At 62.8% G+C, this 26,617-nt stretch carries 21 protein-coding genes and 1 tRNA gene; 16 read left to right on the top strand and 6 right to left on the bottom strand.

Translation table 11 applies throughout. The features are described from left to right. The first annotated feature begins 7 nt into the window (after window positions 1-7). The 8 genes from B0G38_RS10270 to B0G38_RS10235 all read left to right on the top strand — a co-directional run bounded on the left by B0G38_RS10270 (window position 8) and on the right by B0G38_RS10235 (window position 7,286). The gene (locus tag B0G38_RS10270; protein ID WP_264669355.1) at window positions 8-208 is read left to right on the top strand and encodes a hypothetical protein; all 201 of its coding nucleotides are present in this window, start codon (window positions 8-10) and stop codon (window positions 206-208) included. Then, window positions 205-720 (top strand): phage tail tube protein, encoded by a 516-nt coding sequence (locus tag B0G38_RS10265; RefSeq protein ID WP_264669354.1) that lies wholly within the window; start codon window positions 205-207, stop codon window positions 718-720. The genes B0G38_RS10270 and B0G38_RS10265 overlap by 4 nt, the downstream gene beginning before the upstream one ends. 103 nt (window positions 721-823) lie before the next feature. Continuing rightward, window positions 824-1,405 (top strand): hypothetical protein, encoded by a 582-nt coding sequence (locus B0G38_RS10260; RefSeq protein WP_264669353.1) that lies wholly within the window; start codon window positions 824-826, stop codon window positions 1,403-1,405. Window positions 1,406-1,446: 41 nt separating this feature from the next. Next, window positions 1,447-1,737 carry a hypothetical protein gene (locus B0G38_RS10255; protein ID WP_264669352.1) on the top strand — a complete coding sequence of 97 codons (291 nt, stop codon included), beginning with the start codon at window positions 1,447-1,449 and terminating at the stop codon, window positions 1,735-1,737. A gap of 9 nt (window positions 1,738-1,746) precedes the next feature. Continuing rightward, window positions 1,747-4,710: a phage tail tape measure protein gene (locus B0G38_RS10250; RefSeq protein ID WP_264669351.1), complete on the top strand. Its 2,964-nt coding sequence runs from the start codon at window positions 1,747-1,749 to the stop codon at window positions 4,708-4,710. Continuing rightward, entirely contained in the window at window positions 4,703-5,443 is a 741-nt protein-coding gene (locus B0G38_RS10245; RefSeq protein ID WP_264669350.1) for a hypothetical protein, read from the top strand. The genes B0G38_RS10250 and B0G38_RS10245 overlap by 8 nt, the downstream gene beginning before the upstream one ends. A gap of 9 nt (window positions 5,444-5,452) precedes the next feature. Beyond that, window positions 5,453-6,523 carry a hypothetical protein gene (locus B0G38_RS10240; RefSeq protein WP_264669349.1) on the top strand — a complete coding sequence of 357 codons (1,071 nt, stop codon included), beginning with the start codon at window positions 5,453-5,455 and terminating at the stop codon, window positions 6,521-6,523. Between the two features lies 1 nt (window position 6,524). Then, a complete protein-coding gene (locus B0G38_RS10235; RefSeq protein ID WP_264669348.1) occupies window positions 6,525-7,286 on the top strand; it encodes a hypothetical protein in 762 nt (253 codons plus the stop codon). Here the strand turns inward: B0G38_RS10235 and B0G38_RS10230 are convergent. Beyond that, entirely contained in the window at window positions 7,283-7,543 is a 261-nt protein-coding gene (locus tag B0G38_RS10230; protein ID WP_264669347.1) for a hypothetical protein, read from the bottom strand. The two genes, B0G38_RS10235 and B0G38_RS10230, sit on opposite strands and share 4 nt — an antisense overlap. Before the next feature lie 145 nt (window positions 7,544-7,688). Between B0G38_RS10230 and B0G38_RS10225 the strand changes: the two genes are divergently transcribed. The 7 genes from B0G38_RS10225 to B0G38_RS10195 all read left to right on the top strand — a co-directional run bounded on the left by B0G38_RS10225 (window position 7,689) and on the right by B0G38_RS10195 (window position 16,767). Continuing rightward, window positions 7,689-9,506 carry a phosphodiester glycosidase family protein gene (locus B0G38_RS10225; RefSeq protein ID WP_264669346.1) on the top strand — a complete coding sequence of 606 codons (1,818 nt, stop codon included), beginning with the start codon at window positions 7,689-7,691 and terminating at the stop codon, window positions 9,504-9,506. A 9-nt stretch (window positions 9,507-9,515) separates the two neighbouring features. Beyond that, window positions 9,516-11,435 carry a phosphodiester glycosidase family protein gene (locus B0G38_RS10220; protein ID WP_264669345.1) on the top strand — a complete coding sequence of 640 codons (1,920 nt, stop codon included), beginning with the start codon at window positions 9,516-9,518 and terminating at the stop codon, window positions 11,433-11,435. A gap of 46 nt (window positions 11,436-11,481) precedes the next feature. Then, window positions 11,482-13,500, top strand: coding sequence for a hypothetical protein (locus B0G38_RS10215; RefSeq protein WP_264669344.1), 2,019 nt, complete (start codon window positions 11,482-11,484; stop codon window positions 13,498-13,500). A gap of 89 nt (window positions 13,501-13,589) precedes the next feature. Then, window positions 13,590-14,681 (top strand): EpsG family protein, encoded by a 1,092-nt coding sequence (locus tag B0G38_RS10210; protein WP_264669343.1) that lies wholly within the window; start codon window positions 13,590-13,592, stop codon window positions 14,679-14,681. Window positions 14,682-14,905: 224 nt separating this feature from the next. Continuing rightward, entirely contained in the window at window positions 14,906-15,376 is a 471-nt protein-coding gene (locus tag B0G38_RS10205; RefSeq protein ID WP_264669342.1) for a DUF2746 domain-containing protein, read from the top strand. Window positions 15,377-15,385: 9 nt separating this feature from the next. Continuing rightward, on the top strand, window positions 15,386-16,477 hold the full coding sequence (locus tag B0G38_RS10200; RefSeq protein ID WP_264669341.1) for a peptidoglycan recognition protein family protein: 1,092 nt from the start codon (window positions 15,386-15,388) through the stop codon (window positions 16,475-16,477). Continuing rightward, window positions 16,477-16,767, top strand: a complete 291-nt coding sequence (locus B0G38_RS10195; protein ID WP_264669340.1) for a hypothetical protein — start codon at window positions 16,477-16,479, stop codon at window positions 16,765-16,767. The genes B0G38_RS10200 and B0G38_RS10195 overlap by 1 nt, the downstream gene beginning before the upstream one ends. A gap of 71 nt (window positions 16,768-16,838) precedes the next feature. Here the strand turns inward: B0G38_RS10195 and B0G38_RS10190 are convergent, their stop codons facing one another. Further along, complete coding sequence (locus B0G38_RS10190) at window positions 16,839-17,954, bottom strand: tyrosine-type recombinase/integrase (RefSeq protein WP_264669339.1); 1,116 nt, start codon at window positions 17,952-17,954, stop codon at window positions 16,839-16,841. A gap of 75 nt (window positions 17,955-18,029) precedes the next feature. Continuing rightward, a tRNA-Leu gene (locus B0G38_RS10185) sits at window positions 18,030-18,110 on the bottom strand. Window positions 18,111-18,260: 150 nt separating this feature from the next. Here B0G38_RS10185 and B0G38_RS10180 point away from each other — a divergent pair. Further along, on the top strand, window positions 18,261-18,854 hold the full coding sequence (locus tag B0G38_RS10180; protein ID WP_264669338.1) for an ANTAR domain-containing response regulator: 594 nt from the start codon (window positions 18,261-18,263) through the stop codon (window positions 18,852-18,854). Window positions 18,855-18,922: 68 nt separating this feature from the next. Here B0G38_RS10180 and pyk read toward each other — a convergent pair whose 3' ends face one another. The 3 genes from pyk to gltB are packed head-to-tail and all read right to left on the bottom strand — an operon-like array spanning window position 18,923 to window position 26,549. Beyond that, entirely contained in the window at window positions 18,923-20,401 is a 1,479-nt protein-coding gene (gene pyk, locus B0G38_RS10175) for a pyruvate kinase (protein WP_264669337.1), read from the bottom strand. A gap of 60 nt (window positions 20,402-20,461) precedes the next feature. Next, window positions 20,462-21,928: a glutamate synthase subunit beta gene (locus tag B0G38_RS10170; protein ID WP_264669336.1), complete on the bottom strand. Its 1,467-nt coding sequence runs from the start codon at window positions 21,926-21,928 to the stop codon at window positions 20,462-20,464. Beyond that, window positions 21,921-26,549, bottom strand: coding sequence for a glutamate synthase large subunit (gltB, locus tag B0G38_RS10165; protein ID WP_264669335.1), 4,629 nt, complete (start codon window positions 26,547-26,549; stop codon window positions 21,921-21,923). Before gltB ends, B0G38_RS10170 begins: the two co-directional genes overlap by 8 nt. Window positions 26,550-26,617 lie beyond the last annotated feature (68 nt).

The raw sequence follows: 26,617 nt of genomic DNA, 5'->3' as shown, positions 1-26,617 counted from the left end.
CAAACCCATGCCAGCAGACGACGGATTCGTCACCGCCGTGGGACCGGACGGCAAGAAACGCCGCGTCCCCAAGCATTACCTAGAGAACCCCAAGTTCTCCAAGGACTTCAAACTCCCGCCCTCCCACCGGCGGGTCAGGGCCACTCCGGCCACCATCCGAGTAACCGAACCGGCACAGCCGGAGAACCCACAGGAGGAGAAGCCGTGAAGGTTTCCGCTGACGGAAAAAAGAAGTTCACACTACTGACCACCGCACCCGCCGACCGGATCCCCACCGTCACCGAGTTGAACGCCGGGCAGGACATTTCCTGCGCCGTCCTCGACTCCGACGCCACCTGGACCAACACCGCATCCGACCGGTTCAACGAGAAAGCCGCATGCCAGAAGGGCAACTCCCAGGCACTCGGCGCGTCGAACTATGACACGGCGCTCACGTTCCTCCGCGAATACTTGGACGCACCGGGCGGCGCCGACATCGCGGGCGAAGACGGCGGCTACCAGGCGGTCAAGACCCGCGGCACCACCGTGTGGATCTACCTGCGGGAAACCGACAAGGACTCCACCGAGGACTGGGAAGCCGGCGACGAAATCCACCTCGGCGGCGAAGTCGTATCCGATGCCCCGATGCGGGTGAACAACGACGGCAACATCAAGCGCCGCATCGAGTTCCTGCCGCAGAACATGATCACCGAGGTTGAAGTCGCCGCAGCCGGCGTCTAACCCCCAAATGACTGGCCACCCTGCCTGTATTCAGGCTCCGGGCAGGGTGGCCCACTTCCCTTATGCCGGGCCTGAACCCATTCTTTAGGAGCCTGAAACTCTCATGACCACAGAACTTGATCCCACCACATTCGATGTCGAAGCATGGCTCGTTGACGCGCACCTCCCCGAAGAATCAGCGGACGTTTACAAGGGCGGCCACATTGTTGCCGAACTCTCCGCACTGAAACGGCGGATCGAGAACGAAGAAGCCGTCGAAGACGTCGAGCGCACCGCCGGCGACAAAGCCAAACTCGGCAAGCTCGAACGCGAATACGAGCGGCTACTCAAAGCGTTCGCCAACTCGATGCTCACCGTGTACGTGCGGGCTCTCACCGGTGAGGAAATCCGGGACATGCGCACCAAGCATGAGGAACGCGCCCAGGGCATGACCCCCGTGGAAGCGAACACCGAATTCGGGTACGACCTGCTGGCCGCCGCCATCATCGGTGTCAAGCCCGCAGGCGGGAAGCGCGCCCGCGTGGACTTCACTCCGGACGATGTGCGCAAACTTGAACACTCGATCGGCGAACCGCAGCTGCAGTTGATCATGGTGGCACGGCAACGGGCGCAGAACAGTGTGCCGGTGGTGGACGCAGATTTTTTGCTCAGGCGCTCTGGCACCAGCGAAGGTTCGCCGGAGTAACCCGCGTACTCAAAACCGCCCGGGCCACCGGGAAACCGCCCATGCACTGGTTCACCGGCCACCGCGGCGACTGGACGGACAAAGACTATGTCCTGTCCCTCGCCCTCACCGCGTATGAGGACGGGCTCTGCTCCTGCGGGCAACCGATCGCCATCGCCCACCACCCGGACAACGACGGCTGGTACGACGCGCATAAAACCCAGTGCCATTCGTGTGCGGCGCGGGAGCGTGCCACACAGTCGGACGGCAAGCAGCAGTACAAGCCGGAACCCGGCGAAAAACTGTACACCACGTATGAGCGGCCCCCGGATAAACCACTGAAAACTTCATAGGAGGCCACCATGGCGGCACGCTCGGTAATCGTCAGGCTCGAAGCCCAAGTCGGCGGATATGTTGCCGGGCTAGGGAAAGCCGCCACCGAAACCGACAATCTAGCCAAGAAAGCCGCGCAAGCCAGGAAGTCCGTCAAAGACAACCATCAGGCCATGGAGCAGGCCGGCGGTGTGATGCTTGGTTTCGGTGCCGTCGCTGTTGCCGGGCTAGGCGCCGCCACCAAGGCCGCCATGGACTGGGAAACCGCATGGGCCGGTGTCACGAAAACAGTTGACGGCACCCCCGAGCAGATGGCCGCCATCGAAGGATCACTGCGGGACCTGGCGAAAACACTTCCCGCCACTCACGAGGAAATCGCTGGCGTGGCTGAGGCCGCCGGCCAGCTAGGCGTGGCACGCGAGGACGTCGTCGGTTTCACGAAAACCATGATCGACCTGTCCGAAACCACGAACCTGACCGCGGACGAAGCCGCCACGAGCATCGCCCAGATCAGCAACGTCATGGGTACCATGGCACGCGAAGGGTCCGGCGGGGTGCAGCGTTTCGGCGCAGCGCTGGTCGCGCTCGGTAACGACGGTGCTTCCACGGAAGCTGAAATCGTGGGCATGGCTTCCCGGCTCTCCGGCGCCATGAAACTGGTGGGCGCCAGCGAATCCGATCTGCTCGCAATGGCTAACGCCATGGCATCCGTAGGCATCGAGGCCCAGCTTGGCGGCGGTGTCATGTCCCGGGTCATGCAGCGCATGTACGCGGACGTCATGGAAGGCGGCGAAGGACTCCATAATCTGGCCGACGTCGCCGGGATGTCTGCATCCGAGTTCGCCACCGCGTTCGAGAACGACCCTGTCCGCGCCACCGACACCATGATCAAGGGCCTAAACGGGATCAAGGAATCCGGTGGCAACGTCATCGAAACCATGTCCGACCTCGGCATCAAGGGCACGGAAGAAACCTCGGTCATCCTCCGGCTGGCCGGCGCAGGCGACCTGCTCACCGAATCCTTGGACCTCGGCGCTAAGGCATGGGAAGAGAACTCTGCTCTCGCTGAGGAAGCCCAGAAGCGGTACGAGACGACCGAAGCGAAAATCCAGGTGGCGTGGAACGGCATCAAGGACGCCGCGATCGACGCTGGCGCTGTGATGCTGCCGGTAGTCCAGGGTGTGGCTGAGGCTGTGTCTGGACTGGCGGCCGGGTTCGGTTCGCTCCCTAACCCTGTGCAGGACGCGGTGACCGTGTTCGCCGGGCTCACCGGTGGCGCCGCGTTGCTTGGCGGTGCCGCGCTCACTTTGATCCCGAAGATCGCTGAAACGCGGGAAGCGTTCCGCACGTTGAACGCTTCCGGGTCCAAGATCCCCGGGACGCTCGGCAAGGTAGGTAAAGCTGCTGGCGTAGCCGCGGGCGCGATCGCTGCCCTGGGCATCGCGGGTGCGAGCATCAACGCGCTCCGCGATAGTGGTGTGCCCACCATTCAGGAGATGACCAACGAGCTCCTGAAAATGGGTGACGCCGGTAGCACCGCGAGCTTGGATGAGATGGTGTCCCGGACAGGGTTCCTGTCCACCGAGATAAACGGTGTGGGCGACGCGGTCAACTATGTTGGTTCCCTTGATGGGTTCAATCAATTCCAGTTGTCGCTCTCAAAAACGTTCGGTTTGCCGTCCCACATGCAGGACATTGTCGACTCGGTTGACGCCGTGGACTCGTCACTCGGCCAGATGGTCACCGGCGGGAACACGGATCAGGCTGCGGAAGCGTTCAAGCAGATCGCCACCGAAGCCACCGCGCAGGGCATGGAGCTCGAGGATGTCCTCGATCTGTTCCCGCAGTACAAGGACCAGCTGATTGCCACCGCGATCGCCGCTGGCGGGACGGCAACGGATCAGGAAATCCTGAACGCCGCCATGGGTGACGCTGATCCTAAAGCTGTGACTGCTGCCGCCGCTCAAGAGGTAATGGCTGGCGCGATCGAGGAAACGGGTGTCGCCCTCGGTGGCGTGATCGAGGACATGGATAAGTTCTTGGAGCAGCTGTTCGCTGCCGGAATCCTGACCATGAACTCGAGGGACGCCCACGCCCAGTACCAAGAGACACTTGATTCGGTGTCTGAGACGATCAAGACGATCAACGAGTCCGGCGGCGAAATGGGCAATACCCTCAACAAGAACAAGTCGGACTTCGACCTGACCACCGAGGCCGGCAGGCTGGCTAACGACACGTTCCAAGGCCTCGCACAGGACGGCATGGCCGAGGTCAAAGCACTGGCTGAGGAAGGCATGGGCCAGGACGTGTTGCAGGAGAAACTGTCCGGCACGTATGACGATCTGATCGCAACCGCCGGCGAATTCGGCATCACAGGTGAGGCGGCAGAAACGCTGGCACGCAAAATCCTTGGTGTGCCGGACGGTGTGGACATTGACACGTGGATGGACGAACAAGCCAAACGCACAGCCGACGAAACGAAAGAGTCGGTTGAGAACATCCCCGGATACAAGGAAGTGCACACCAAGTTCATCCGCACTTTCGAAACCCACGGCATCCCCTTCCCCTCCGCACCATTACCTGAGGGCGCTTCCGTGTCTGAACGGCTCGGACTGAAACTGCCGGGACGTGCAGGCGGCGGTGACTTGGATATTGCGCCGGGGCCGAAGGGTGTTGACTCCCAACTGTTCATCGGTGCCAAGGGTGAGCATGTGCTCACCGCGCAGGAAGTGGATTTGATGGGCGGCCAGCAGGCTGTCTACCAGTTCCGCAACCAGCTGCGCACCGGGCGGGTGACCGCTCACGCGAACGGCGGGGAGATTGGCTCCATGTACGCCCCAGCACAGCAGATCGCTGCAGCCGGCGGCGGTGGGACCCGCATCGACCTCGGCGGCATCGTAATTCAAGGCGCCACCGACGCCGACGCGGTCCGCCGCGCCGTAGTAGACGAAATCCAGTGGAAGTTCCAACAGAACGGGGTGCGCCTTGGCTGACCAGATCATGTGGGCTGGACGCACACTCTCCGGCACCGACAGGTACGGAACATGGGTGACCACCAGTCTTGAAGGCTGGTGGGACTCCCCCGAACCCAAGGGCGAGGACGCGGACCGCCCGAACGCCGACGGCGAATACGAACTCCCTGTCTATAACCAAGCCCGCCTCATCAGCGTCACCGGTGGACTGCACACCCAGTCCCACGATGAAACTCATGAGGCCATGACCTGGCTGACCGGTGCCATGTCCGGCCGCTTCCAAGTGGCCGGACATGGACCTGAACTGTGGTGCCAGGCTGTCCGGTCCACCGGGGTGAAGTTCACGCCAATCACGGACACGTACGCGCAATGGCAGGTCAGGGTGAAGGCCCGCGACCCCCGCAAATTCGGGGAGAAACGCACGTTTACCGCCGCCCCGTTGGCGAATACGGCGATCCACCATAAAGGCAACTACCAGGCCACACCGTTCCTCACGGTCACAGGTTCGGCGCCGGGGTACACCATCAAAATTGCTGGGCAAGCGTTCACCGTCACACGGGCACTCACATCGAGCCAACCCCACACCATCAACTACCGGGACGGCAGACTCCGCGTCAACGGTGCGCTCGTCACCGGCGGCGTCTCATCCTCAAGGATCATGCTCGTTGACCCCGGCCAACGCGACACCCTCGAAATCTCGGTGACCAGTGGCACCGCCACCGTCACCTGCGAACTCATCGACACCTACATCTAAGGAGACCCCATGGCATGGAACGTCTACACGCTCTCCACCATCACATGGGGCGACCGTGTGAAAGTGGAACCAGAATCCATGACCTGGGGCCGAGCCAAAAACCACGGCGAATCCGGTAACGCCAGCTTCAAACTAGGCGACCCCATGGTAGCCGAAACGGCCGGGCTAACCGACCTCTACCCCGGGGAACGTGCCATCGTCGCCGACTGGGACGGCACCGTCGTTTACGCTGGCATCATCTGGGACGCCACCTACACCATGGACGATCAAACACTACAGCTCAGCCACGGTGACCTGTGGTCCATGCTGGAACGCCGGCTGATGATACGCGACTGGTCCGGCGATCTGGCCGACACCAAAATGACGTTCAACAACCTGTCCCTCGAAACGCAGGCAGTGAAAACGCTTGTTGCCCAGTGGGGCGCCGGCAGGTTCGCCCTCCCCTTGGTGCTGCCCTCAGATAAGTCCGGCACTGAGGACCGCGTGTACTACGGGTACGACATGATGACCGTCACCGAAGGGCTCGGCGACATCATGGAAGCCGACGGCGGCCCGGACGTGGACTTCCTGCCACGGTGGGCTGGCAACGGCACCCTCGAATGGGTTATGCGTGTCGGCGACCTCACGCACGGGCGGGCGGAATACGATTTCGCCGCCGACGACCCGCAGGCCCGCGGTTTGTGGATCAAAACCGATGCCTCCGAAGTGGCCACCAAAGTTTACGCGGTTGGTGAAGGCACCGAAGTGGACACGCTCATCCGGTCCTCCACCACGGAAACCCTGTTCTACCCGGGTCTCGAACGGGTGGAGTCGTTCAAGAACGTGAAGAAGTCCGGGGAACTGCAAAGCCTGGCCCGTGAATCGTTGCGGGCGAATAACTCGGCTACCCGGCAGGCGGGTTTCGATGTTCTTGCCGGCGGCGCCCATCCCATCAGTTCACTCCAACCGGGCACGACTGTGCGGTGGAACATGCGGAAGGACCCTTATATCACGGAGGGTTACCGGGAGTGGGAGATTGTGAAAATCAAGGGCAGCCTAGGTGAATGGGTGACCATCGAATTCCAGCAGAAGGGCGGATGATATGGGTAGGTTCAACGACCTGACCGCGGGCACGCTAGCAGAAATCCTGCGCCGGCTGCGCAGACTTGAAAACGCTTCCCCGTTGTCGTCGTCCTCTGTTGGCCGCGGGCAAATGCGGTTCTATGACGGGTCCGTTCTGCTCATCGAAAACGGGGCGCTACAGGTTACAGGCACGGCCACGATTACGGGCACGTTGCAGGCTGACGGCACAATCAACTTCACCGGCACAACCACCATCACCGGACCAATGACAGTCTCCGGTAACACGAAGATAACCGGGAACTTCGATGTCACCGGGCCAACGAAACTGAACGGTGTTACGGAAATTGGTGGCAACACCACCATTACCGGCGACCTCGCGGTGAAAGGCCCGGCAACCATCTCCGGCAAGCTTGATGTGACAGGGCCAATGGCCACCAAAGGCACACTCTCTGTCGAAGGCGTGACCACACTCAAGAACGACCTGAACGTCACCAGCGGCGGCAAGATCACCGCAGGCAACACGGTCATAGACCCGTCATCCTCGAACGGTGGCGTCACCTTCAACTCGGGTGGCGGTGTCGGCGGCAACGGCGGCACCGTGGCCCTGCGCGGATCCTCAAACGCCGGCGTGCTCGCCGGGGCTGTGGCCAGCATGTTCGCCGGAGCATACAGCGTGGACGTTGCCAGTGATGGCGTCCGGGTAACCAACCTCCCCACCACGGGGAGTGCGCCGAACCTCTACGCGGACAGCAGCGGGAAACTGTACAGGTCAACCGCCTAGCGGCAGATGTACTGCTTGCCGGCGGCAGCGATCACCAGATGGTCGAGGGCTTCCTCAACGTCGGCATACTTCTCAAGCGTTGCCTCACGGTAGGCGTCCTTGCCTTGGATGAGCAGTGACGCGCACGCCGCGTAAGCCTTGGCGATGAGCTCGGCGTCGCTGGCATCCCCCATCGTGGTCAAGTGCTGCCTGGCGTCGTCCAGCATGTCGCCGTGCACGGAGGCCGGAGCCTGAACGACGACGCGTTCTGCTGCCACCGGTTCCAACTGTTGGTGTGGTGTGGCGCTACTAGTGATTAGTGCTGCGACTGCGATAAGAGCGAGTCCCCCGAATTTCCTCATGCGCCAAATGCTACCAATAGCGCGCCCAAAAACATAGACCCTCGCCCGAAAGGGGCTCCCCATGCCGCTTGTTACCGGACGCCTAACGGACATTACATCCGTCCCGTTGGCCCACAAAGAACCCGAACTGATATTCACCCTCAACGGGGCCAACACCTCAGGCGGAACCCTCTACACCTCCTACCCTGTCGTGGTTACACCCGACGCTAACGGGTTCTTCCAAGCCGCGCTCGCAGCCACGCAGGACATGGTGGACCGCGGCTGGTACACGCTGAAAATCAGGATGCTCGGCCCGTCCTCCGATGGTGCCACGTACCTGGACTTCCCCAACTGGCGTATCACCGTCCCCCGTGAAGGCGGCACGTTGGGCACCCTGCTCTCCCATAAGGGTGAGAACCCGGACATGGTGTGGGTGTCCATGGACCCCCCGCAGTCGCCGCGCCCGTTCATGAAGTGGTTGCAGCAGGACCCGCTCAACCCGAACGACCCGTCCAACCCGTCCCGGCTCTACGAATACCGGGCCGGCGCATGGTCACCATCCACCGGTAAAGGCCAGTTCAAACATATCGGCACCCTGCGCGGGGCACCCGGCTACAACGCCACCGGCGCAGTCCAAGACCAGGAAACCCTTGCCGCGTACCTGCGCGGTGACGCCGGGGACAACCCGGTACGTGAAGCCATGTCAGAGGCGTTCTCCACCGTCCCAGTGGACTCCGAAACGTTCCTTCCCACCGCGAACATTGTGTACAAGAAACACGTTCACGGGTACACGTACGAGGTAGTCCGGGTCCGATGCGGCGGCCGCCCCCGCCCCGGGCTCATAGACAAAATGTACGCCAACGACTTCCATTTAACCTCACCCGGCGGCGACTCATTCAAAGCCGGCCCGGAGATTGCCGAGTCGTTGCAGTCGTTCGCCGGGCGCTCCGGCGCCGACATCGTGTTCAACGCCACCGGCTGGGACACACTCGAGCGGCCCACCCAGTACATGCTCCGCGGCCTCCAAATCAAGAACGGCATCATGTACCGGGACTTTGAAACCTACCAGCGCGGCATGCACGCACTCGGCTTCCGGGCAGATGGCACCGCAGCAGGGTACAAGGTGGAAGACGGGTGGACCGGGCAAGAAGTCCTTGCCGACGGCGTGGTAACCACGTTCGGGTTCGGGCCTTTGCTCGTGCACGACGGCATCGCCCAAGACATTGAAGCGCTCACCGACTTCACGTCGCTCACCACGCCGGGCGTGTACTCCGGCCGGCAGGTCATAGGTGTCACAGCCGACCACGACATCCTCATCATCAGTGTTACCGGCGTGTCCTCCGCGAACACCGGCACCGGCGGAAACAGGCTCTCCGCGCTCGCTGCTGCTGAGGGCTGCCACCAGGCCATCATGCTCGACGGCGGCGGATCCGTCCAAACAATGGTCAACGGCATGACCACACACCCATCCTCAGACTCATCCGGGGTCCGAACCGCCGGCGACGTCGGCGTCATCTACGCCCGGGTCACACAGGCGCCCGACTCATCCATCATCCAGGGTGTTGAACCGCTGAAACTCAACACATCCGTGGCGTTGAAAGACAACGGCGTGTACACCCCGGGCTGCGTGGTCAGGGCGGGCATCGTATCCCTGTCCGGGGCGCTCGTGCCCGCGGGCGGCGGGAACTGGCCTGCCGGCCAGTGGATCATCGTCGGCGACGTCCCCGATAAGGCGCGCCCCAAAATCCCTGTCGGCGCCGGCTCGTTCTTCACCGTCCCGCTCGGCGGTGTGGACGGCTGGGCGAAAGTGCAGATCCGCGCTTACGGGCAGATGAGCATCAGCCTCCCCACATCCGCCTCTTCGGTGGACATTTCCAGCATCACTTACGCCGCTTTCTAGGAGGCACCCATGACGTTCCCTGAGAACATTTCCACGGTCAAAGTGGTTGGCCGGTTCCTGGCGGGACGCGTCGGCGCCCCCACAGTGACTGGTTCCACTGCTGTGCCTGCGCGGGTGACCGTGGATTTTGTGCCCGAAGTGTCGAAAATCCCGGCACCCGCCGCCGCCCCGGCACCCGTCACGTTTTATGGTGGCGGGCTGCCCGGCCCGGTGCGCGGCGTCCTCGACTATGAGGGCTACCTGTGCACCCCGGACCCGGAAAACCCGGACTACCCGTCACAGCGCGGCGTGTACCTTATCGCCACGGATGATGAGTCGCTGGCGGTCATGGACTGGACGTGGCGTGTCACCGTGAAAGCCGATGGGCGGGTACTGGATTCGTACCCTATCGCCGTCCCGCAGGACGCTGTGACACTCGACCTGACGTTGACGGCACCCGTCCCGTCCAGCGAGGGTTACGGGCTGCCGCAGGCTGAGGCGGCGGTTGCCGCCGCATCCTCCGCCGCCGTCGCCTCCGCCGGGTCCGCGCAGGACGCAGAAGACGCAGCCGGCAGGGCGGAAACCTATGCGGCGGGGTCCGTCACTGCCGGCACGGTCACCGGCGACAACCTGATACTCACCCGGCACAACGGGCAAACCTTGAACGCCGGCAACGTCCGCGGACGGCAAGGCGAACCAGGCCCCAACACTGTTCCCACGGATCAGGCCATCGCCACCAACCTCACCACCCCCGGCACAGACACGCACACAGCAGCCGATCAGGCTGTTGCCGGGTTCATTACCGGGGACACCCAGTCCAAGCAAGCACTCGACGGTGTACTGAACGGCCAGTTCAACACACGGCTCGCTAACGCGAACAAAGTCTCCTACTCCACCGAGTACGTGCCCGCCGCCGCAGGCTACCCCGCCCACTACGTGACCAAGGTTGCCGGCGGCACCAAGGGCGGCAGCATTGTCCGCAAATTCACGACCGATGATTCGCTGAGCCCCACACCCCCACGCTCGACACTCGACCAGCGGTACGCGAAGCACAAGGCGCAGATCCTGATCAACGCCACCGGATACCGGTTGGGCGGCTGGTGGGAAAACCAGTTGATCGGCCTGCAAATCAAAGACGGGACCATCATCAAGGGGTGGGACAACGAACCGGATGAGGACCGCGGCCGGGAAGCCGTCGTGTTTATGCGCGACGGTTCCCTCCGCATTTACGACGAAACGGTGACACCGGAACAAGTTGTTGCCGAGGGCGGGTGGAACTCGTTCTCATGGGGCGCCGCAGTGTACCGGGAAGGCGCCGTCACAGGGTTCCGCCAGTACGCACGGTATGCGGTTATCTCCGGCCGGCAGCTGATCGGCGACGACACCGCCGGGAACCTGCTGATTGTCACCGTCCCCGGTGTCACTGACGTGTCCGGCGCGGTGGGCGATCACATGGTTGCCATCGGTGAACGGCTCGGTGTCCGCAACCTGTACATCCTCGATGGCGGCGGGTCCGCGCAAACCATGGTGGGCGGCCAGTACCTTGTCGCGTCCTCCGACGGTGCGCCACGCCCCACCCCGGACGCACTGGCCATCTACGCACCATCGTCCGGACCGTACCTGGATACGGGCTGGGTGCCACTGGTTCTGGCTGCGGGGTTCGCTGCTGAGGGTTCGCCGGCGCCCGCCGTCCGCAAGCAGGACGGGAAAACTATGATCCGCGGACTGGTGAAACCCACGTCCGGGGACTTCCCCACCACCACTGTGAAGGTTGCTGACTTCCCGCCAGGGTTCGCCCCCGCCTACTGGGTGTACCGGCGCACCGCGTCATCGAGCATGGCGGTCACAGCGCAGGTGGTTGCCCGATCCGGCACGGGCGGGATCGAACTGAACCACAGCTCCACGGGTTCCATTTGGACGGCGCTCGACCCTGTGGAGTGGACGAACTAACCGGCCCGTACCCGGCATCATTTCTTCTTAGCCTGAAAGGCGCATCATGCTTCCCACGAATGTTTCTACCGGCACTGTTGCCGGGCGGTTCCTGATCGCATCCGGTGACGGTGTTGATGATGGTTTGGACCCGGACGGCGGCCCCGCGTCAGGGCGCGTCCTGTTCACCCCGGCTGTCCCGTACTTGCAGAACCCCGACGCAGCGGATGGCCCGGTCACGGTCCTCCCCGAACCCGTCATCGGACTGTTGGATAAGGACGGCTACTTGTGCACGCCCATGCCGCGCCGCCCGGGCCGCGCCGGCGAACGGGGTGTGCGTCTGATTGCCACGGATGATGTGGACATGCTGACCACGGATTGGACGTGGACCGCCACATTCGACCTGTCGGTTGGCAAGAACCGGATCCCCGCCGCATCATTCCACCTGCCCGCCGATGCCACCGTGGATTTGACGACGGTTGTGTCCATCCCCACGAACAAGGGTTACGGCCTCCCGCAGGCTGAAGCTGCAGCGGGTGTCGCCAAGACAGCGGCAGTGGATGCCGCACAGTCCGCGGCTGACGCTGAGGCCGCCGCAGTGCAGACCGTGACCACGGGCGCCGTGGTGGGCGATGACCTGGTCCTCACCAAGTACAACGGTGAAACAGTTGTCGCCGGGAACGTGCGCGGGCAGCAGGGCGAACCCGGCCCGAACACCGTGCCAACACAAGACGCTGTGGCCGGCTACATTGAGACGCCCGGCAACCCCGTCAACACTGCACTAAGTGCCACCACAGCCAGTGCCATCAAGGCGGCGGATAAGCGCGTGTCCTCCGCTCAGGCGATGGGGCAGACGCAGCAGGCGAACACCGGCAAAATGATCATCGGTGTCTTCCCCGAGGCCGTGATTGCCGTCAACCAGTACGGTCTCAGCCAGAACGAAAACACCCAGTTGAACCCGTTGAACTGGGTGGCGAAGAACCTGCCCGCGGACGCGCAAACGGACATTGCCAGCATGGGCCATGTCTCCATGGTGAAGTTTCAAGGCATCTACTACATGCAGATCATGCGCACGGACGGTCTGCCGATGATCGTGCGGGCATCACCGAAGGCGGGTACCGCCCAGTTTGAGTGGTCCGCGCCGCTGCTGATCGGTGAAGCCGGTTCCAACATCATCAGCACCGCGCTGGCTTGCGATGACCAGTACATTTACTGGGGCGATTACGGCGACACCGTAGCCGGACCATCCGTGTACCGTTCGATCAACGGCGCGCATTGGGATAGGGTGCTAGGTCCGGGTGGTTTCACCGGGCGGCACGTCCACGCCATCGAGGTTGACCCGTACAACCCCGGCCACGTCTGGATGACCACCGGCGACGCTAACAGTGCCGGGTACGTCTACTACTCCACCGACTACGGGCTGACATGGCAGAAACCCGCGTTCGGCGCGAATCAGGCGTGGCAGGCGGTGCAGATCAGTTTTGATGAGGACTGGATTTACTTCGCGTCCGACTCGACCGTTCACCTTGTCGTATACAAGATCGACCGGGAGACGCATACGCCGCGCTGGCACGGCAAAAATTCGCACCGTTACATGCCCGTACCGGGCGGGCTGCCGTCGCGCCGCATCACCGACCTGACCACCACCCAAGGCTCCAACAAGATCACGTCGGCAACGGCGAATTTCACGGCGTTGGATGTTGGCACGCGCATCCGCACCGAAGGTCAGGACATTGTTCCCATCGACACCTACATTCAGTCGGTGCAAGACGCGACCACGGCATTTGTTTACAGTTCCAAGGCGGCAACCCTGACCACCACCACCGGGCGCGCCGTGATCGGCGGGGAACACTGGGGTGTCATGCCCTACTACGGGGCCATCGACCCCGTCAACGGCGTCTACTACTTCGTGGCGTTCAACGGTTCCAGCGGCGGCAACGTTAACGGCCTGTTTGCGGTCCTGCCTGACGGGTCGGTGATCCTGCTGGACTTCCTTCCCGCCTACCCCGATGCCCGCGTGTATGTAAGCAATGACCGCGGCCGCGTCTTCGTTTACGGGTTCTGGCGGCCCCTGCTGGTCATGTAGGAGGAGCCTTCCCCCGCCTTGCCGATACACTGGCAGGCGGGGGAAGGCATGGTCCCCCGGCAACCACACCGTTGAAAGGGTTATCCGGGGTGCTCCCATACTTCGCCGTCACCGCCGCGACAGGCTTCCTGTCCTGGCTGTCCGAGTTCATCCGCAACACCCCGAGGTCACAAACCCAGCGGGCCACTGAGCGCCCCGGACTGCGCAGGGTGAGGGTGTTGCGGTGGACGCCGATTGACTTCTTCATTATTGCGGTCATGGTCACGTTCTCCGCTGTCCGGTACGAGGTGGGCACGGACTACGGTATGTACGCCAGACGGTTTCAGGAACTCTCCACTGTGGACTGGTCCGGACAGTTAGCGGCGTCCCCGCAGGAAATCGGGTACACGGCGCTGTCCCTGTTCCTGCGCGGCTTCACCGACAACCCCAGCATCATCTTCTGGGTGACCTCCGCGCTCACCGTTATCCCCGTCTACGCGGCCATCAAGAAACAGTCGCTGAACCCGACCATGTCCCTGCTGCTGTACGTGCTGCTGGCGTTCTTCGTGGCACCGTTCAACATTATTCGGCAGGGCATCGCCATATCCCTCAGCTTCTATGCGTCAACATTCCTGGACCGCAACAAAACCGCGTTCGTCATCATCAACGCCATCGCCGCAACATTCCACACGTCCGCGATCCTCGTAGCCGTGATCCAACTACTGGCCCGCAACGCGAAACCGACGAAGAAGAAAGCACTCATCCTCGGCGTGGTCGCACTGGTCGCGGCTGGCGGCATATCGCAATGGTCGTTCCTGTCCACGTTCCTGAACAGCCTCAACGAACGCTACGACACCTACCTCGGCGCTGCCGCTGTCGGCCTCGGATCCTACCTTGTCATCGTCACACGGGTAGCCCTACTCGCATACGCCATGCGGCTGGGCCGGTCCCAGCACTACCAGCGGTACGGGATGTACGTGCTCATCGGCATCATGTTCCTCATTGCCGGCACCCAGTCAGAGGCCGTGAACCGGATGGAACTCTACTTCGGCATCTTCCTCATCCTGCTCATACCCAACCAGCTAGCAGGACGCAGGGACGCCGGGCTCCACAAGGTTGGGCTATGCATCGCGGGCGGCATCTACCTCGCCATGTACCTGTCCAACTGGGGCCACCTCACCCCATACCAAACCTACCTATAACCGCACAGCAAGCCAGACGGGAAGCACCTCCATGTGGGGTGCTTTTCTTTTGCCCGAACACCAGCAATAAAACCGGCTTACTGCAGTGAATCATCCAGCCGTAAAGGTTACGCTGGACACACCATGACCCGCTAAAGACACATGGAAACAGGGAGCCCCGGTGCTGGCACACCGGGGCTTTTCCATGCCCCAAAACAACCCCCATAACTGAATAAGGACCGCCCATGCCCACATGGATTCAAGCACTCTTCCAAGACCACGTCATCGGCTGGATCATCACCGCCTGTTTCGTCCTGTGGGTGGCATCCCGCATCTGGAAACCCGTCTCCAAATTCGTGAGACTCGTTGACGCGCTCGTCGGCAACGAGGACAACCCGGGCGTCGTGGACCGAATGACAGCCCAAGGCGAAACACTGTCCACCATGAACCACAAACTCGATGAGAACACCCGCGAAGTCGCCGAAGTCAAAAAGCAAGTCCAAAACTCCCATGTAACGAACATGCGCGAAGACTTGGACAAAGCCATCGGATCATCCCAGCAAGCATCCGAAACATCATCCGAGGTCAAGGAACTACTGGAACAACACCTTGTCGCCTCAAAAGCGGAAACCGACGACACGGCCCGAATCTTCGCCAAGTATCTGCCCATCCTGAACGATCTTCTGGGCGACGAAGACCCCAAACCCAAGCCCTAGGAGACAGACATGGCATTCCTAACCGACTTAGACGAAGTCCTCCGCAGCCGCGGGGTAAAGGTCAAAACGCATCCAGGGTGGAAGACCCGCGGCTATAACGGGTGGTCCTTCGTTGCCGTCCAAGGCACCCTCTGGCATCACACGGCCACACCTTCCGCCCGATACTCAGACGGGGCACCCACCCTTGACATATGCATGTACGGGCGGCCTGGCCTAGCAGGACCGCTTTGTCAGATCGTACTGGGCAGGGACGGCACCGCCCACGTCATTGCCGCAGGGTGGGGCAACCACGCCGGCCCAGGATCCTACCCGGGCATTCCACGCGACGAAGGAAACCAGCGTCTCATCGGCGTAGAAATGGAATCCAGTGGGCTACCACCGTACGACTGGACGCCGGCACAGCTGGCCGCCATCCCGGTCCTACGTGACGCACTCCGTGACGGGTACGGGCACAAGCTCGACATCGCACACTTTGAGTGGTCCACGCAGGGCAAGATCGACCCCGCAGGACTCCCCGGCGGAATGAACTGGTTACGCACCGCCAAGGCAAACACCAAAGTCACGGCGCAGGCCGCGACACCCATCACCCCCATCAAAACCGGTTTCGATCAACTCATGGAGCAAATCATGTCATGGTACGACAGCAAAGAAGACTTCGAGGCGCGCATGGCGTACCTCCCCAACTCCTACGTCGGCAAAAACGATACGGAGGACGTGTTCGCCAAGATCAACAAGATCCCGAACCGCACCGTGTCACTGCTGCTGAACTACGACAACACCAGCCGCAGCGACCGCAGCCTGTACGCCCTGTTCATCGACGCCGGCCTGAACTCGTTCCAAGCCAACATGGGCGTCGCCGCACTCAAACAGGGCCAGGCCGCACTGGAAGGCCAGATCGCTGGTTTGATCGGCGCCATCAAGGCTGTGTCCGGTGGGGAGAAGTTCGATGAGGCCAAGCTCATCGAGGGTGTGGCCAAGGCTGCTGAGGCCGCCGCCGAACGCGGTGTCTCGAACGCCATCGGTTCCATCGACGCGAACGTGACCGTCAACCTTGCCACCAACGAAAAAGCAGAACTCGACACCACACAGGAGAACGAATAATGGCTGACCACCGCGCAACAACCCAGACCGCCTACCCGTGGAAGGCCACCTTGCGCACGGTGCTTGAGGTGGGCATCCCAGCCTTCGCGCTCGTGCTCATCGTCATCCCGCAGGTGCTCAACATCCTCGCCGAAGAACTCGGCGCGGTCCTACCTGAATCCGTGACAGCATGGCTGCTCGCAGCTGCCGCCACCGTGACGCTCGTGGCCGGCGCCCTCGCACGCATCGCCGCCATCCCCGGAGTCAACGCGCTACTCACCCGCATCGGGCTCGGCGCCGAACCAAAGTAACCCTTGTAGAGCAAACGACAGCCCCGCGAACTTGTAAGCAATCCTTACAGGTTCGCGGGGCTTTTTGTCGTCTACCCGCCCAAGCCTTCCATGATGTCGGCCGCGTTCCCCTGTGAGCCGGGCATGAAATGCCCGTACACCTTGTCTGTCATCGCCACGGATGCGTGCCCGAGCCTGCGCGATACCTCGAACAGGGGCAGGCCGGCGGCCAGCAGCCAGCTGGCGGACGTGTGGCGCAGATCGTGGGGTGTCGGGTCCTTTTCCAGTCCGAGGCGCTGAGCGTCCCGTATGGCGGGTGTCCATGCGTCACGCCAGAACAGGACGTGCGGCAGCCTCCCGCCCTTCGGCGACTGGAACACGAGCTCGCTACGGCCAACACCCTCGACATGTTCCCGGAGCTCGTCCGCGAGCCGGGACGGGATGGACACGGTGCGCTTCGACGTCGCAGTCTTCGGCTCCGCAATGTAATGCCCGCTGGACCCTGACCGCTTCCACGCCTTGTTGATCCGCACCAGCGCCGGCGCGGACCCAAGATCAATGTCCGAGACGCCTACGGCGGTGGCTTCACCGAACCTGGCACCCGTGTACACCAGAAAATCGGCCAATATGCGATGCTCCGGGGTGATGCACTCCCGAACCAGCTTGTACTCATCCGAGGTGAGCGCCTGCATCTTATCCCCTTTGGACTCTGTGGACGGTAACGCGATCCCATCGCACGGATTATCCGCCCGGTAGCGCAGTTTCACCGCCGTGTTCATGGCTGAGGATAGGAGCCCGTGCACGTTCCTAATGGTCTTCGCTGAGCGGGGCTTCCGTTGCATGTCCTGCACCCATAACGCAACGTCCCGGTAGCCGAGCTCTTCAACGTTCAGCCGGCCAAGATCCGATAGGTGGAGGTCCAGCATTTTCCGGTAGTTGTGCACCGTCTGCGGTGTGGCACGCATCAGCAGGTCGATATGCTCTTCGATGACTTCGGCCACTGTGGGGCCGGTAGGTGTGATCTCTTCGAGAATGTTCTCGAGGGCTGTCAATGATTGCCCGTTGGCATTCAGTATTCTCTGGACCAGCTCGGCTGCCTGCTTGTCGTCCGTGGTGTAGCTGGTTTGCTTGCCGTCGTCGGCGTTGCGCCACCTCACCCAGTAGGCGGTGCTGCCGTCTTTTCGTTTACGTTCCCCCACGCTTGCCATGCGTGAATGCTACCCCTCGTGTACACCGATTCGCTACCACTGTACACGAACCCCTGTTTTGCCCCTAGATTTCGGTGCCCGAGGTGGGACTCGAACCCACACACCTTTCGATACTGCATTTTGAGTGCAGCGCGTCTGCCATTCCGCCACTCGGGCCAGGAACACATTCACCGTAAAATCTCCGGCGACCAACAGGCCTTTGTGAAGACTGTCATGCTCCTTGAGTGCGCGAATCTACTCTACATGCCGATAGGCTATTTCCGAGAACCGCAGCAAAAGGGTTACAAAACTCATCGAGGAGTACCAGTGTCTGAGCAAAACGAGTCCACCCCCACGCGCCGCGTTGTCGTCGCCGAAGACGAAACTTTGATCCGCCTGGACATTGTCGAGATCCTCCGGGGCGAAGGATTCGACGTCGTTGGCGAAGCCGACAACGGGGAGAAGGCCGTCGAACTGGCCACCGAGCTCAAGCCGGATCTGGTCCTAATGGACGTCAAGATGCCGGTCATGGACGGGATCACCGCGGCCGAGCAGATTGTGAAAGCGCGCATCGCCCCCGTGGTGCTGCTGACCGCCTTCAGCCAGAAGGAACTGGTCGAACGGGCACGCGACGCCGGTGCGATGGCTTATGTGGTCAAGCCGTTCACCCCCGCCGATCTGGTGCCAGCCATCGAGATTGCGCTCTCCCGCCACCAAGAGATCAAGGCACTGGAGTCCGAGGTGTCCGACCTGCAGGAGCAGTTCGCCACGCGCAAGCTGGTGGAGCGGGCCAAGAGCCTGCTCATCACCAAGATGGGGCTGACCGAGCCCGAGGCCTTCCGCTGGATCCAGAAGACCTCCATGGACCGCCGTCTGAGCATGCGCGAAGTCGCCGAAACCATCATCAACCAGGTCAACTAGCCCCGCGAACGCCAGTGGCCGGTCCTGAACGGGACCGGCCACTGGCGTTTAGCGATGCTGCACCTGCCCTACGTGGGCCAGGGACCCACCTTCTCGTGCCGGGGGTTCGAGCCGTTCAACAACTCACCGGCGTCCGCGAGGTCACCGACACGGTGGACCTTCAGCGAGTTGGTCGATCCGGCCTTTCCGGGAGGGGAACCGGCGGCGATGACAACCAGGTCGTCAATGTCCACCAGTCCCTTCTCGTAAAGCACACGGTCAACCTGGGCTGTCATCTTGTCCGTATGCTCGACGAACTCCACCAGCAGCGGCTGAATGCCCCAGATCAGTGACATGACGTTTAGGGTCGACTGCAGCGGGGTGAAGGCGAAGATCGGCCGGCCTGGACGCAAACGTGAAAGCCGGCGTGCCGAGTCCCCGGACTGGGTGAAGGTGCAGAGGTACTTCGCGTCCAACTGGTTCGCAATTTCGACGGCGGCACGGGTAATGGCACCGCCACGGGTCTTGGGCTTGCTGCCCAGCGGCGGGACACGGTCCAGTCCATGCTGCTCCGTGGACTCGATGATCCGGGCCATCGTGTTGACCGTCTCCAGCGGGTACGCGCCCACGCTGGTCTCGCCGGAGAGCATGACCGCATCCGCACCGTCCAGCACAGCATTGGCACAGTCGGATGCCTCGGCACGGGTAGGCCGAGGATTCTCGATCATGGACTCCAGCACCTGGGTGGCCACGATCACGGGCTTCGCCCAGCGGCGGGCGAGTTCGATGGCCCGCTTCTGCACCACGGGGACATCCTCGAGCGGCAGTTCGACGCCGAGATCGCCGCGGGCCACCATGATGGCGTCGAAGGCGTCAATGATCTCTTCCAGCGCATCCACGGCCTGGGGCTTTTCGATCTTGGCGATGACGGGCGTGCGCCGGCCTTCCTCGTCCATGATCTCGTGCACGCGGCGCACGTCGCCCGCATTGCGTACGAAGGAAAGCGCCACCATGTCTACGCCGGTGCGGATGGCCCAGCGCAGGTCCGCTTCGTCCTTCTCGCTCAGTGCCGGCACGTTGACCGCGACACCGGGCAGGTTGATGCCCTTGTTGTTGGAGACGGTGCCTGCCACGGTCACTTCGGTGACAACTTCGGTGTCGGTGACCTTCACGGCACGCAGGGCAACTTTGCCGTCGTCGATCAGCAGCGGATCTCCCGCGTTGACGTCCTGCGGCAGGCCCTTAAAGGTGGTCGAACACCGCTCGGCCGTGCCTTCGATGTCTTCGGTGGTGATAGTGAAGGTGTCCCCCACCTTCAGGTCATGCGGGCCGTCCGCGAAGCGGCCGAGCCGGATTTTGGGTCCCTGGAGGTCGGCGAAGATGCCAACAGGTTTGCCCAGCTCGGCCGCGGCGCGGCGCACATTCTCGTAGGTTTCCTGATGCACGCTGTAGTCGCCATGGCTCATGTTCATGCGGGCAACATCAACGCCGGCTTTGAGGACTTCCAAGGTGCTTTCGTAGCTGGAAATAGCAGGACCAAAAGTTGCAACTATTTTCGCTCGTCTCATAAACCTAGCCTAGTTCTCTCATGCAGTTATGGGCGTATCCACGGCGTACAGCCGGGTTCATTACATCGGCAGGGCGGCTATCGGCCTGTCGGTCGGAGCCACCGGAGCGGGCAGGCGCGTCTGCCCGGTCAGCCACTTGTCGACGGCCGCAGCGCAGGCGCGGCCTTCGGCGATGGCCCAGACAATCAGCGACTGTCCACGCCCCGCGTCACCGGCCACGAAGATGCCGTCCGTGTTGGTCATGTAGTAACCGTCCCGGACCACGTTGCCACGGTTGTCGAACTCTGCCTTCACCTGTTCGGCGATACCTGCAGGTTCCGGACCGGTGAAGCCGAGGGAGAGCAAGACCAGATCCGCCGGGATTTGGTGTTCGGTGCCCGCCTTGGGCACACGTTTGCCGTCCACGAATTCGGTCTCCGCGACCTTCAGCGCGCGCAGCTTGCCTTCGCTGTCGCCCAGGTATTCAACGGTGGAGGCAAGGTAGGTTCGCTCGCCGCCTTCCTCATGGGCACTAGCCACTTCGAACAATGTGGGGAACGTCGGCCAGGGCTGGTGCGCGGCACGCTCCGCCGGCGGCTGCTTTCCAATTGCCAGCGTGGTGACCGACGCCGCTTGCTGGCGGTGCGCCGTGCCGAGGCAGTCAGCTCCGGTGTCGCCGCCGCCGAGGATCACTACGTGCTTGCCACGGGCATCGATCTGGTTCTCCACCTTCTCCCCCGCCACAACGCGGTTGGCCTGGACCAAGTACTCCATGGCGAAGTGGACGCCGTCCAGCTCGCGGCCAGGTATGGCCAGGTCGCGCGGCACGGTGGCGCCGGTAGCGATCACTACGGCGTCGTACCGGCGGCGCAGCTGCTCCCAGCTGACATCCTTGCCGATCTCGATGCCGGTGCGGAACCGGGTGCCCTCGGCACGCATCTGCTCCAGACGCCGCTCCAGATGGTCTTTCTCCATCTTGAAGTCCGGAATACCGTAGCGCAGCAGGCCGCCGACCTTGTCGTCACGCTCGTACACTGCGACGGTGTGTCCCGCCCGCGTCAGCTGCTGGGCGGTGGCCAGGCCGGCGGGGCCGGAACCGACGACGGCGATAGTCTGCCCGGTCAGGCGCTCCGGCGCCAGCGGCGTGACCCACCCGTTGTCGAAGGCCTCGTCGATGATGGATACCTCGACCTGCTTGATGGTCACGGCGGGCTGGTTGATCCCCAGCACGCAGGACGACTCGCACGGGGCCGGGCACAGCCGTCCCGTGAATTCGGGGAAGTTGTTGGTGGCGTGCAGGCGCTCAATCGCTTCCTGTCCCTTGCCGCGCCAGGTGAGGTCATTCCATTCCGGAATCAGGTTCCCCAGCGGGCAGCCCTGATGGCAGAACGGGATGCCGCAGTCCATGCAGCGTCCGGCCTGGGCCTTCAGCACGCCCTTTTCCTGTGCCTCGTACACTTCCTTCCAGTCCATGATGCGGACCGGGACCGGACGCCTCGGCTGAGTCTGGCGTTCGCGTACCTTCATGAATCCGCGTGGATCAGCCACCGGTTACCTCCAAAATTCGTGACCAGACAACATCGCCGTCGGGATCGAGTCCCTCGGATTCAGCGGTGGCCCGGGTTTCCAGCACCGCCGAGTAGTTCCGCGGCAGCACTTTGGTCATGCGTGAAATGGTTGCGTCAAGATCCTGCAGCAACTGCTCGCCCAACCGGGAACCGGTCTCCTCCGCATGCTGCTTGATCAGCGCGCCAACGGTCCCGCGGTCTTCGGCATCCAGCGGGAGCAGCAGCAGTTCCTTGTTGTCCATGCTCTGCTTGTTCAGCTGTGCCCGGTCCAGCTCCAGCACGTAGGCCACGCCGCCGGACATGCCCGCCCCGAAGTTCCGGCCGGTCCGCCCCAGGATCAGTGCCGTTCCACCGGTCATGTATTCGCAGCCATGGTCGCCAATGCCTTCGACGACGGCGGTGGCACCCGAGTTCCGAACGAGGAACCGCTCGCCCACCTGGCCCCGGAGGAACATCTCGCCGCTGGTGGCACCGTAGCCGATAACGTTTCCGGCGATCACGTTGCGTTCGGCTGCGAAGACGTTGTCCCGGTCCGGACGGACAATGATGCGTCCGCCGGAGAGGCCCTTGCCCACATAGTCGTTGGAATCGCCGAGCAGGCGCAGCGTGATGCCGGCGGGCAGGAAGGCACCCAGCGACTGGCCGGCTTGCCCGTTGAGGGTCACGTCGATCGTGTCCTGGGCCAGGGTGTCGATGCCGAAGCGCTTGGTGACCTCGTGGCCGAGCATGGTCCCCACCGAGCGGTCAGTGTTGACGATGTCCAGGCTGATCCGTACCGGCGCCCGGTTGGTCAGTGCCTCGGCGCTCATTGCGATCAACTGGTTGTCGAAGTGCTTGTCCAGCTCATGGTTCTGCTGTGTGGTGTTTCGCAGCGGCGAGTGGGCATCGAAGCGGTTGCCGCGCAGGATTGGATCCAGGTCCAGTCCGTCGGCCTTCCAGTGGTCGATGGCCTTGCCGGCATCGAGCAGCTCGGAATGGCCGATGACTTCGTCCAGACTCCGGTAGCCGAGCTCGGCCAGGATCTCGCGGACCTCCTCGGCAATGAATTCGAAGAAGTTCACAACGAATTCCGGCTTCCCGGTGAACCGGGAGCGCAGTTCCGGGTTCTGGGTCGCCACGCCCACGGGGCAGGTATCGAGGTGGCATACCCGCATCATGATGCAGCCCGAGACCACCAGCGGCGCGGTGGCGAAGCCGAATTCCTCGCCGCCCAGCAGCGCAGCGATCACCACGTCACGGCCGGTTTTGAGCTGGCCGTCCACCTGGACAACCACGCGGTCACGCAGGCCGTTGAGCATCAGTGTCTGCTGCGTCTCGGCCAAGCCGAGCTCCCAAGGAACACCAGCATGCTTGAGCGAGTTCAGCGGACTGGCGCCGGTGCCGCCGTCGTGCCCTGAAATCAGCACGACGTCGGCCTTCGCCTTGGTCACGCCAGCGGCCACAGTGCCGATCCCGACCTCCGAAACCAGCTTTACGTGCACACGGGCCGACGGGTTGGACCGTTTCAGGTCGTAAATCAGCTGCGCCAGGTCCTCGATGGAGTAAATATCGTGGTGTGGCGGCGGCGAAATAAGCCCGACGCCGGGGGTCGAGTGCCGTGTCCGGGCTACCCAGGGATAGACCTTCTGGCTCATCAGCTGCCCGCCCTCGCCGGGCTTGGCGCCCTGGGCCATCTTGATCTGGATGTCGTCGGCGTTGGTCAGGTACAGGCTGGTGACGCCGAACCTGCCGGATGCCACCTGCTTGATGGCGGAGCGGCGCTCCGGATCCAGCAGCCGGTCCACGTCCTCGCCGCCCTCGCCGGTGTTGGACTTGGCGCCGAGGCGGTTCATGGCAATGGCCAGCGTCTCGTGGGCCTCCTTGGAGATGGACCCATAGCTCATCGCGCCGGTGGAGAACCGCTTGACGATGCTGGCGACCGATTCGACTTCTTCCAGCGGCACGGCCGGGCGGTTCCCCGTCTTGAACTTGAGCAGCCCGCGCAGGGTCATCAGGTCCTTGGACTGGTCATTCACTCCCTGCGTATAGGCCTTGAAAATGTCGTAGCGGCGCTCTCGCGTGGAGTGCTGCAGCCGGAAGACCGTCTCCGGATTGAACAGGTGCGGCGGTCCTTCGCGGCGCCACTGGTACTCGCCGCCCACCTCCAGTGAACGGTGCGGATCTTCGATTCCGTCGCTCGGGTAGGCCTGTACATGCCGTGCCGCGGTTTCGGCCGCGATGACATCAAGGCCAACGCCGCCGAGCTGGGACTGGGTGCCGGCAAAATACTGGTCCACCAGGCTCTGCGCCAGGCCAAGGGCTTCGAAGGTCTGCGCACCGCAGTAGGACGCGACGGTGGATATGCCCATTTTGGACATGATTTTCAGGACGCCCTTGCCCAGGCCCTTGATCAGGTTGTAAACAGCCTCGGCTTCGGTCACACCCTGGATGTCGCCGTTGCGGACCAGCTCTTCGCAGCTTTCCATCGCCAGGTACGGGTTGACCGCGGAGGCGCCGTAGCCGATCAGGACGGCAACGTGATGCACCTCCCGGACGTCACCTGCCTCGACCACCAGGGAAATCTTGGTGCGGTTGGCACTCTTGAGAAGGTGGTGGTGGACCGCACTGGTCAGCAGCAGCGAAGGGATCGGTGCCCACTGGGCATTCGAATCGCGGTCGGAAAGGATGATGAATTTGACCCCGCGGTTGACGGCAGCCGAGACCTTTTCGCAGATCTCCTGCAGCCGGGCGCGCAGTTCCGACTCGCCGCCGTCGGGACGGTACAGACCGCGGACTTTCAGGGTCGCCTTGGCACCCTCATCGGTTTCGAGCGCAGTAATCTTGGCCAGCTCATCATTGTTGATGACCGGGAATTTCAGCGCCACTTGCTTGGCGCGCACCTGACCGGTGGACAGCAGGTTGCCATCCGGGCCGATGGACCCGCGCATGCTCGTGACGAGCTCTTCGCGGATGGCATCCAGCGGCGGGTTGGTGACCTGGGCAAAGGACTGCACGAAGTAGTCGAACAGCAGCCGCGGACGCTTGGAAAGCACCGCTATCGGGGTGTCGGTTCCCATGGCGCCCAAGGGTTCCGCGCCGGTACGGGCCATCGGACCCAGCAGAATCCGCAACTCTTCGTGTGTGTAGCCGAAGGTGCGCTGGCGCCGGATAATTGAGGCCGGGGTGTGGACCACGTGCTCGCGCTCGGGCAGGTCCTCGAGGCGAATCATGTTTTCCTTGACCCATTCGCCCCACGGGTTTGCCGCTGCAATTTCGGACTTGATCTCCTGGTCCTCGATGAGGCGGCCGGCTTCGGTGTCGACGAGGAACATTTTCCCGGGCGAAACCCGTCCCTTCCTGACTACCCGTTCCGGTGCGATGTTGACAACGCCGACTTCGGAGGCGAGCACCACGAGGCCGTCCTCGGTGACCCAGTAACGGGCGGGCCGGAGACCATTGCGGTCGAGCACCGCGCCTACCAGCTTGCCATCGGTGAACGACACCGCTGCGGGACCGTCCCAAGGCTCCATCAGCATCGAGTGGTACTGGTAGAACGCCCGGCTTTCCGGATCCATGGTGGCGTGGTTCTCCCAGGCCTCCGGGATCATCATCATGATGGCCTGGGTGATCGGCTTGCCGGAAAGCATCAGCAGTTCGGCGACCTCGTCGAAGGAAGCCGAGTCCGAGGCCCCGGGGGTGCAGATCGGGAACAGCTCTTCGGGAATCTCACCGAGCACAGGATTGCTCAACTGCGACTGGCGGGCACGCATCCAGTTCCGGTTGCCCTTGACGGTATTGATCTCGCCGTTGTGCGCGATGGTGCGGAAGGGCTGGGCTAGCGGCCACGACGGGAACGTGTTGGTGGAAAAGCGGGAGTGGACAATCCCCAGCTTGGTTTTGAAGCGGCTGTCCGAGAGGTCCGGATAGAACGGCTCCAGCTGCGCGGTGGTCAGCATGCCCTTGTACACAATGGTCTTGGACGATAAGGACGGGAAGTAGACACCGAACTTGTTCTGCGCACGCTTGCGGACGCGGAAGACCTTGGCGTCGAGTTCCGAGGTGTCCGTGCCGCCGCGGGGATCCATCCCAAGGAAAAGTTGCACAAAGTGCGGCATGCAGGCCCGTGCCATGGCACCGACCAGGTCCGAGACAATCGGCACTTCGCGCCAACCCAGGACCACAAGGCCTTCTTCTTCGGCCAGCGATTCCAGCCCGGCCTGGGCTACGTCGGCTTCGGACTCATCGTTCGGGAGGAAGGCGGTTCCGACGGCGTACTCGCCGGCGTTCGGGAGCTCAAATCCTGTCACGGCACGGAAGAACTCGTCCGGGATCTGCGTGAGCAATCCTGCTCCGTCCCCGGTACCTTCGTCGGCGCCCACCGCACCGCGGTGTTCGAGGTTGCGCAGGGCGGTCAGGGCTGCGTCGACGATGTCGTGGCCGGGTTCGCCGCGCAGCGTGGCAATAACTGCCAGTCCGCAGGCATCTTTTTCGTTGGCGGGGTCGTAGAGGCCCGCGCGTTCCGGATAGGCGGCGAATCGGGTAAACGGCGAAGCGACCTGCGCGCTGCCGTTCCCGCCGCCGAAGTTGCGTGGTGTACTGGATCCGTTGAACGGAGGAGTCATAACGGTTTTCCTTCTCCCGTAAGTGGAACTCGAGAAGGGGACGCCGTTGGCCCCGCAGTACGGCACCT

Source organism: Crystallibacter permensis, assembly GCF_025960875.1.
Lineage (GTDB): Bacteria > Actinomycetota > Actinomycetes > Actinomycetales > Micrococcaceae > Crystallibacter > Crystallibacter permensis.
Note: the sequence above shows the minus strand (reverse complement) of the source record. Positions and strands in the feature narration are given on the sequence as shown.